The 7,688-nt window shown below is 72.1% G+C and carries 5 protein-coding genes; 2 read left to right on the top strand and 3 right to left on the bottom strand.

The window, feature by feature from the left end; genetic code table 11:
- Positions 1-238 precede the first annotated feature (238 nt).
- Positions 239-1,252 (top strand): LacI family DNA-binding transcriptional regulator, encoded by a 1,014-nt coding sequence (locus F6W97_RS36325; RefSeq protein WP_230687264.1) that lies wholly within the window; start codon positions 239-241, stop codon positions 1,250-1,252.
- Between the two features lie 168 nt (positions 1,253-1,420).
- Complete coding sequence (locus tag F6W97_RS36320; RefSeq protein ID WP_230687263.1) at positions 1,421-2,443, top strand: LacI family DNA-binding transcriptional regulator; 1,023 nt, start codon at positions 1,421-1,423, stop codon at positions 2,441-2,443.
- Between the two features lie 466 nt (positions 2,444-2,909).
- On the opposite strand, the gene F6W97_RS36315 is transcribed toward F6W97_RS36320, so the two are convergent.
- From F6W97_RS36315 to F6W97_RS36305, 3 genes are all read right to left on the bottom strand, one after another.
- Positions 2,910-3,524 carry a dihydrofolate reductase family protein gene (locus F6W97_RS36315; RefSeq protein ID WP_155375102.1) on the bottom strand — a complete coding sequence of 205 codons (615 nt, stop codon included), beginning with the start codon at positions 3,522-3,524 and terminating at the stop codon, positions 2,910-2,912.
- A gap of 124 nt (positions 3,525-3,648) precedes the next feature.
- The gene (locus F6W97_RS36310) at positions 3,649-5,772 is read right to left on the bottom strand and encodes a bifunctional diguanylate cyclase/phosphohydrolase (RefSeq protein ID WP_155375101.1); all 2,124 of its coding nucleotides are present in this window, start codon (positions 5,770-5,772) and stop codon (positions 3,649-3,651) included.
- Positions 5,773-5,970: 198 nt separating this feature from the next.
- Positions 5,971-7,632 carry a beta-1,3-glucanase family protein gene (locus tag F6W97_RS36305; protein WP_155375100.1) on the bottom strand — a complete coding sequence of 554 codons (1,662 nt, stop codon included), beginning with the start codon at positions 7,630-7,632 and terminating at the stop codon, positions 5,971-5,973.
- Between the last annotated feature and the right edge of the window lie 56 nt (positions 7,633-7,688).

Raw genomic sequence — 7,688 nt, 5'->3', positions numbered from 1 at the left:
TACGCCGACGACACCGCCCGAGTCCTCGCCTACGTCGTACTCTCCATGATCCCCGCCCTCGGCTTCTACGCCATCGCCGAACGACAACTCATCGGCGGCCTCGCCGGCAGCGTCAAGGGCTGATGCCGCACCTGCGGCCCGCAGACCAGGGCACGGACGTGCGGCACAGCAGCCAGGCCGGGCTGCTGTGCCGCAGCTCCGGCCGCATGTTCCACCGTTGACGAAAGGGCGACCCGCCGTGGACGACAACCGGAAAGTGACCATCGCGGTGATCGCGCGCCTGGCCGGGGTGTCCGTGCCGACGGTCTCGCGCGTCATCAACGGCCGCTCCGACGTCTCCCCGCAGACCCGCGAACGCGTCGAGGAACTGCTCACCCGCCACGGCTACCGCCGCCGCCCGCCGAGCATGCGCACCAGTTCCGGACTGATCGACCTCGTCTTCAACGACTTGGACAGCCCCTGGGCCGTCGAGATCATCCGCGGCGTCGAGGACGTCGCCCACGCTGCCGGCATCGGCACCGTCGTGTCGGCCATCCACCGGCGCACCTCGGCCGCCAAGCAGTGGCTGGAGAACATGCGCGCCCGGTCCACGGAGGGCGTCATCTTCGTGACGTCCACGCTGGAGCCGCCGCTGCAGGCCGAGCTGCGCCGGCTCAACATCCCGGTCGTCATCGTCGACGCCGCGGGCGTGCCCCCGCAGGAGGCCCCGACCATCGGCGCGACCAACTGGGCCGGTGCGCTGCGCGCCACCGAATACCTGATCGGCCTCGGCCACACCCGGATCGGCTTCATCGCCGGGCCGCCGCAGCTGATGTGCAGCCGGGCCCGCGTCGACGGCTACCGGGCCGCGCTGGAGGCCGGCGGCATCGCCATCGACGACAAGCTCGTCCACCCCGGCAACTTCTACCACGAGGCCGGCTTCTCCGGCGGCACTCGGCTGCTGCAACTGCCCGACCCGCCGACCGCGATCTTCGCCTCCAGCGACCAGATGGCCCTGGGCGTGTACGAGGCGATCCGCCGCCGCGGCCTGCGCGTGGCCGACGACGTCAGCGTCGTCGGCTTCGACGACCTGCCCGAGGTCCGCTGGTGCTCGCCGCCGCTGACCACGGTCCGCCAGCCGCTGGCCGAGATGGGCCTGCTGGCCGCGCGCACGGTATTGCGCCTGGCCCAGGGTGAGAAGATCGAGAGCCCGCGGGTCGAACTGACCACCGAACTGGTCGTACGCGACAGCGCGGCACCCCCGCGCAGCTGATCGGCCTGCCCCGGGCGGCCGTTCGGTGACAAAATCATGACCGGTAACAAGTATCGGTAGTCGCGCGAAACTTTCATGACTACGCTGTGCTCAGGCTGCCGGAACCCTGGCCGGCGGCCGCCGCGGCGGGCACACCGCTGCCGTCGCGCCGGTTCCGAGGAGCTTTCTGTGGCTGACAACGTTACGCGCAAGGTCACCATCGCCGCGATCGCCGATCTGGCCGGGGTGTCCGTGCCCACGGTCTCGCGCGTGCTCAACGGCCGCTCCGATGTGGCCTCGCAGACCCGCGAGCGGGTCGAGGAGCTGCTCACCCGCCACGGCTACCGCCGCCGGCCGTCGGCCGCCCGCACCAGTTCCGGTCTGCTGGACCTGGTCTTCCCCGACCTGGACAGCCCGTGGGCCGTCGAGATCATCCGCGGCGTCGAGGACGTCGCCCACGCCGCCGGCATCGGCACCGTCGTGTCGGCCATCCACCGGCGCAACGCCTCGGCCAAGCAGTGGCTGGACGGCGTGCGCAACCGGGCGACCGAGGGCGTCATCTTCGTGACCTCGATGGTGGAGCCGCCGTTGCAGGCCGAGCTGCGCCGGCTCAACATCCCGGTGGTGCTCGTCGACGCCGACGGGATCCCGCAGCAGGACGCGCCGACCGTCGGCGCGACCAACTGGTCCGGCGGCCTGGCCGCGACGGAGTACCTGATCGGCCTCGGCCACCGGCGCATCGGGTTCATCACCGGACTGCCGCAGCTGATGTGCAGCCGGGCCCGGATGGACGGCTACCGCGCGGCCATGGAGTCGGCGGGGCTGCCGATCGACGACAGCCTCATCTACCAGGGCGACTTCTACCACGAGTCGGGCTTCGCGGGCGGCACCCACCTGCTGCGGCTGCCCGACCCGCCGACGGCGATCTTCGCCTCCTGCGACCAGATGGCGCTGGGCGTGTACGAGGCCGTGCGCCAGCAGGGCCTGCGGGTCGGCGACGACGTCAGCGTAGTCGGCTTCGACGACCTGCCCGAGGTGCGCTGGTCGTCGCCGCCGATGACGACGGTCCGTCAGCCCCTGGCGGAGATGGGCATGGTCGCCGCCCGCACCGTGCTGCGCCTGGCCAGGGGCGAGCACGTGGAGAGCCCGCGGATGGAGCTGGCCACCGAACTCGTCGTGCGCGACAGCGCCGCACCGCCGCGCGTTCGATAGGAATGCGCCGATACTTTCCGGAAGTTATTGACTCCTTCTCGGTCGGACACCCAGGATGGTGATCGCCTCCATCGATGTGTGCCCGACCCTCGACGTGGACCCTCCGATGCGGACCCACCTGCCCGGTCGGGTCCGCATGCCTGTGCGGAGGGGCACCTCGCGGCGCGCGGGCGCGCCGCTCCTGTCGTCCGAGAAGGAGAACAACACGCATCACGGCGTCCGTGTCCCCGAGACCCGACCCCGCCTGGCCGACGCCTTCACCTGTGCCACACCGTGATCCACCGCTGACGGGTACGGCCTCCCTTCGGGCCGTACGCCGCAGGTGGGCTGCCCGATGCCCGGACGGCGGCCCACCCGTTCCGTTCCGCTGCGCCGGATCCCCGGCCGCCAGTGGGGTGGGGCCGGGTCGGCAGCGCGCGGCCGAGCCCAGGTAACGCGCTGCCGGCACCTGCGGCGGCGGCCCCGATCAGGCCGCCGCCGCTGCCGGTCGGACCGGCTCGTAGCGCACATGCGTGACCAGGTCCGTGTGTCGCACCCCGAGCTGTACCAGGTCCGTGGGCGCGAGGCCGTCGAACAGCCGCTCGCCGCGGCCCAGCAGCACCGGCGCGATGTGCAGCCGGAGCTCGTCGATCAGCCCCGCCGCCAGGAACTGGTTGACCGTCGCGGCCCCGCCCGCGACGGCGATGTCCCGCTCGCCCGCGGCGGCGCGGGCGAGGTCGAGGGCCTCGGCGATACCGCCGGTCACGAAGTGGAACACGGTGCCGCCCGCCATCTTCACCGGCTCGCGCTCGAAGTGGGTGAGCACGAACACCGGGGCATGGTACGGCGGCTCTTCGCCCCACCAGCCCGTCCAGTCCAGGTCCCAGTCGCCGCGCCCGGGGCTGAACATGTTGCGGCCCATGATGAACGCGCCCGCGTCGGTGATCGCGGCGAGTTCGGCGGCGTTGTTCTCCGGCTCGTCGAACATCCACCGGTGCAGCACCTTTTCCGCGCCGTCGCCGAGCGGCGCCTCGAGGCGCTGGTTCGGGCCTGCTACGAAGCCGTCCACCGACATCGCGATATCGCAGGTGATCTTGCTCATCGTCTCGCTCCTCGTCAGTCGCGGGGCGGCCGCCCCGTCTGACCATAGGTCGGAGCGGTGCGATGTTTCTCGACACGACCGTGTGAACCACTTTCGCCGGCCGGCCGGCCGGATCACCGGTGGATCAGCGTGGTGAGGTGCGCTGGTCGTCTCCGGCGGCCACGGGGGCGGGCAGGGCCGGCCGTGCGGCGGGGGAGTCGGCGTAGCGTTCGGGGTCGTCGAGCGCCCCGTCGTCGAGCAGCGCGAGGAACGCGTCGAGGACCGCGGGATCGAAGCGGGTGCCCCGCCCGGCGAGGAGTTCGTCGCGACCGGGCGGCGGCGAGGCCCCCAGCGGATCGGGGTCGCCGGCCCGCAGGACGGCCCAGGCGTCGCAGACGGCGATGATCCGCGCTTCGACCGGGATGTCCGCGCCGGCCAGGCCGTACGGGTAGCCGGTGCCGTCGTGGCGTTCGTGGTGGGCGGCGACCAGCGGCGCCAGGTCCGGCCGGGCCGCCAGCTCGACGAGCAGGCGCGCGCCCTGCGCCGGATGGCCCGGATCGTCGGGCCGGCCGCCGTCGGACGGCTGGTCCGGCTGCCGCGTGGCCAGGCAGGTGATCCGGCCGATGTCGTGCACCCGGGCGGCGGCCGCGGTGCGGCGCTGGACGGCCTCGTCCAGCCCCAGCCGGGTCGCGGTGCGAAACGCCCAGCGCGACACGGCGGCGGCGCACTCCCGGTCGCCGAATGCCCGGTCGATCCGGTCGGCCATCCACACCAGGGCCGGAGGCAGGTCGGTGACCGGGCCTGCGGCGGTCGCCGAGGGCTGCCCGGACCCGATGACACGGTCCCGGCCCAGGGCCTTGGCACGGTAGACGGCCTGGTCGGCCTCGTCGATGAGCGCGTCGGTGTCGATCTGGCCGCGCTCGCCGGGTTCGTCGGTGGCCACCCCGAGCGAGGCGGTGAGCCGCACCGGCTCGGGCACCCCGGGGATGGTCACCGTGGTGCCGCGCAGCGTCTGCCGCAGCCGCTCGGCCAGCTCGTACGCGGCGGGTGCGGGGGTGGCGGGCAGCAGGCAGACGAACTCCTCGCCGCCGTACCGGCACAGCAGGTCGCTGCCGCGCACCTCCTGGCGCAGCCGCTGCGCGACGTCGGCGAGCACGGCGTCGCCGACCGAGTGTCCGTAGGTGTCGTTGATGTCCTTGAAGTGGTCCAGGTCGATCAGGACCAGGCTGAGCGGGAGCCGGCGGCGCACGGCGCGGTCGGCCTCGACGTCGACCATCTCCTTGAAGAAGCGCCGGTTGTACAGGCCGGTGAGCTGGTCGGTGATCGCGGCGGTGCGCAGCCCCTGGGTCAGCCGGTCCCGGTCCCGGGTGGCGACGACCTGCCGCACCAGCAGACCCAGCAGCAACAGCATGGTGACCACGAGGGTGACCAGGCTCAGCCGACCGACCAGGACGAGGTCCGCGACGGCCAGGCCGCCGACCGCGAGCACGGCGACGACGACGGGCAGGAACGCCAGGTCCGGGTCGACGGTCCGGGGCTGGTCGGACTCGGCCCGGCGGCCCGCCACGACGGCCGCCACGCACAGCAGCACGGCCTCGATCTGCCAGCCGAGGTTCACCCAGCTGGAACTCTCGTAGTGGTCGACGGCGGTCAGGTAGGCGTACGCGCCGTCGGTGATCGCGGCCAGCCCGAACGCCGTGCCTACGATGATCATCGAGCGGGGCACGTGGCGGGCGCCACTGAGCAGGACCGCCACCAGGATGCTGACGATGCTCACCGAGAACACCGGGTAGAGGAACGTGACCAGGGCAGCCGCGCTCCAGGTGGTCGGCACGAGCGGGCTGATCAGCGTCTGCCAGCCGATCGCCGCGGCGCCGGCGGCGACGAGCAGGGCGTCGAGCAGCCCCTGGGTCCGGCCGAGCACGCCCAGGCCCAGGCCGATCACAATGGCCGGCAGCGCCACGGCATAGGAGAGCAGGTAGGCCGCGTCGGCGAACGACGGCACGGGCGCGCCTTCGGGCACCAGGTAGGAGTAGACGGCCCAGGTGGACTCGCCGATGAGCCACAGCGAGTTCGACACGATCAGCAGCCGCCACGCCGTGCTGACGCGTCCGCGGGTGTGCCCGGCGGCGTACACGGCCAGTGCCGTCGCCGCCGCGATCGGCGCCAGGTAGATCACCTCGCCGACCAGGCGGGCGGCGTCGGGGGAGTTCCGGCTGGCCCGCATCAGGACCGCGTACAGCGCCACCCAGGCGACGCCGGCGAGCACGACGCCCACCACGGCCCGGTCGCGTGCCGTCCGGGTCCCGAGTGCGCCGCCGTCTGCCGCCGTGACGAGCCTCCCGGTGGTGAGAACTACCCTCTGTCACAAGTCTGGCACAGTGTCCAGGTCGCGGAGCCTGTCGTGGATGTTCGCGCAGCCGCGGACAGGGGCCGCCGGGTGACCACCCGGCGGCCCCTGCGCCCGTCAGGGCTGTGCGGTCAGCCGGAACGACTGCGCCCCGGTGCCGTTGCAGGTGTACTGCACCAGCTGGACGCTGTCGGCCGTCGACGCCGCGGGGACGTCGAGGCACTTGCCACTGTGCCGGGACACGAAGTGGTAGTACCCGCCGCCCTCGGACACGGGCAGCCACTGCTGGTTGTTGCCGCCGCCGTAGGTCCACAGGTGGATCGGCGCGTTGTCGGCGGCCGAGACCCCGTTGACGTCGAGCACCTGGGCGGGGTTGTTGCGGTTGTTGATCCGCACGTAGCCGCCGCTGGTCGGTTGGAACAGGTACTGCTGGGCGAAGCTGTTGTTGCAGGTGTACTGCTGGATGGCGGTGCCGTTGGCGGTGCCCGAGGAGCGGGCGTCGACGCACTTGTTGCTGGTCTTGTTGATCACGCTGTACCAGGTGGTCGACGAGATCGGGCCGCCGCCGGGCGGGGTGCCGCCGGCGCCGAACGGGCTCAGCACGATGCTCGCCGAGCGCGGGTCGCCGTCGTGGACCAGCGACTCGAACGCGCCGACGTCGTCGAACGCGAACGCGTACGCCTTGCCGTCGGCCATGTTCGAGTGGATGATCTTGGCGTACTGGTTGGTGGGGCTGTTCTGGTAGAACTGGGCCGCGTTGGTGCTGGGCTGGGTGTCGACGGTGCCCAGCGTGCCGCGGTTGAGCGCGGCGCACAGCGTGCGGGCGATCGGCCCGACGACCAGGTCGTTGGGCGCCCCCAGGTTGCCGTCGCAGCCCCACACGTGGGCGCTGGTCGGCTTGTTGAACGAGGCGACCTGCTGGCCCGCGGAGTTGGTGAAGTTCATGACGTTGCCGCTGGTACGCCCGAAGTACTTGGTGTTGGGCTGGTCGGTGAACGGCACCACGGTCAGCGTCTTGGAGGCGTAGGCGTTCCACGCCGAGTTGATGTACCCGTCCAGGTAGGTGGCGCTGAACAGCCCGGCCCCGGCCGCCTTGCCCGGGGCGAGCACGCGCAGCACGGTGCCGTCGGAGGGGCGGGTGTAGACGGTGTTCGCCCAGCCCGACTGTGCCCGGATCTGGTTGATGACGTTGTTGCGGCCGTCGTTGACCACGTCGCCGGTGCGCTTGGTCGCCCCGGACGCGCCGGTCACGGTCACCGCGTGCGGCACCGAGAACATGTCGACCTGCGAGCTGTTGATCCACAGCCCCGCGTCGTTGTAGGTGAACTCGCTCCAGTCGAACAGGATGTTGTAGTTGGCGTCGCCCGACGCCCAGGGCGCGGGCTGGACCAGGCCGTCGGGGGTGAGGAAGAACTTGAGCTTCTCGCCGAAGGAGAAGTAGGCCCGGCCGGAGAAGCCGCGCGGGAACCGGATGGTGGTGCTGCCGCCGTTGCCGGGGCCGGCGATCGACACGTCGGGCGCGGGCGAGGGCGGCAGCTGCCCGCCGGTCCACGGCGTGAAACCGCCGCCGCTGTTGACGTAGCCGAGACGCCCGGTGCTGAGCTGGACGCCGATGACGTACAGGTAGACCGCGTCGCCGCGGCCGGTGTTGTTGGTGACGGTGACGGGGAGCGGGTCGGGTCCGATCGCCTGGGCGGGCGAGGCGGTCGCGGCGACGGCCAGCGGGACGGCCAGCGCGGTCGCGGCGAGCACGCCGAGGACTTTTCGTCTGGTAAGCATGGTCGCGGAACCTCACATTCTGATGAGGTGGACGGGTGACGCGCCCGGTCGAAGCG

Origin of the sequence: Catellatospora vulcania, assembly GCF_009720385.1 — a bacterium.
Classification (GTDB): Bacteria; Actinomycetota; Actinomycetes; order Mycobacteriales; family Micromonosporaceae; genus Catellatospora; species Catellatospora vulcania.
Note: the sequence above shows the minus strand (reverse complement) of the source record. Positions and strands in the feature narration are given on the sequence as shown.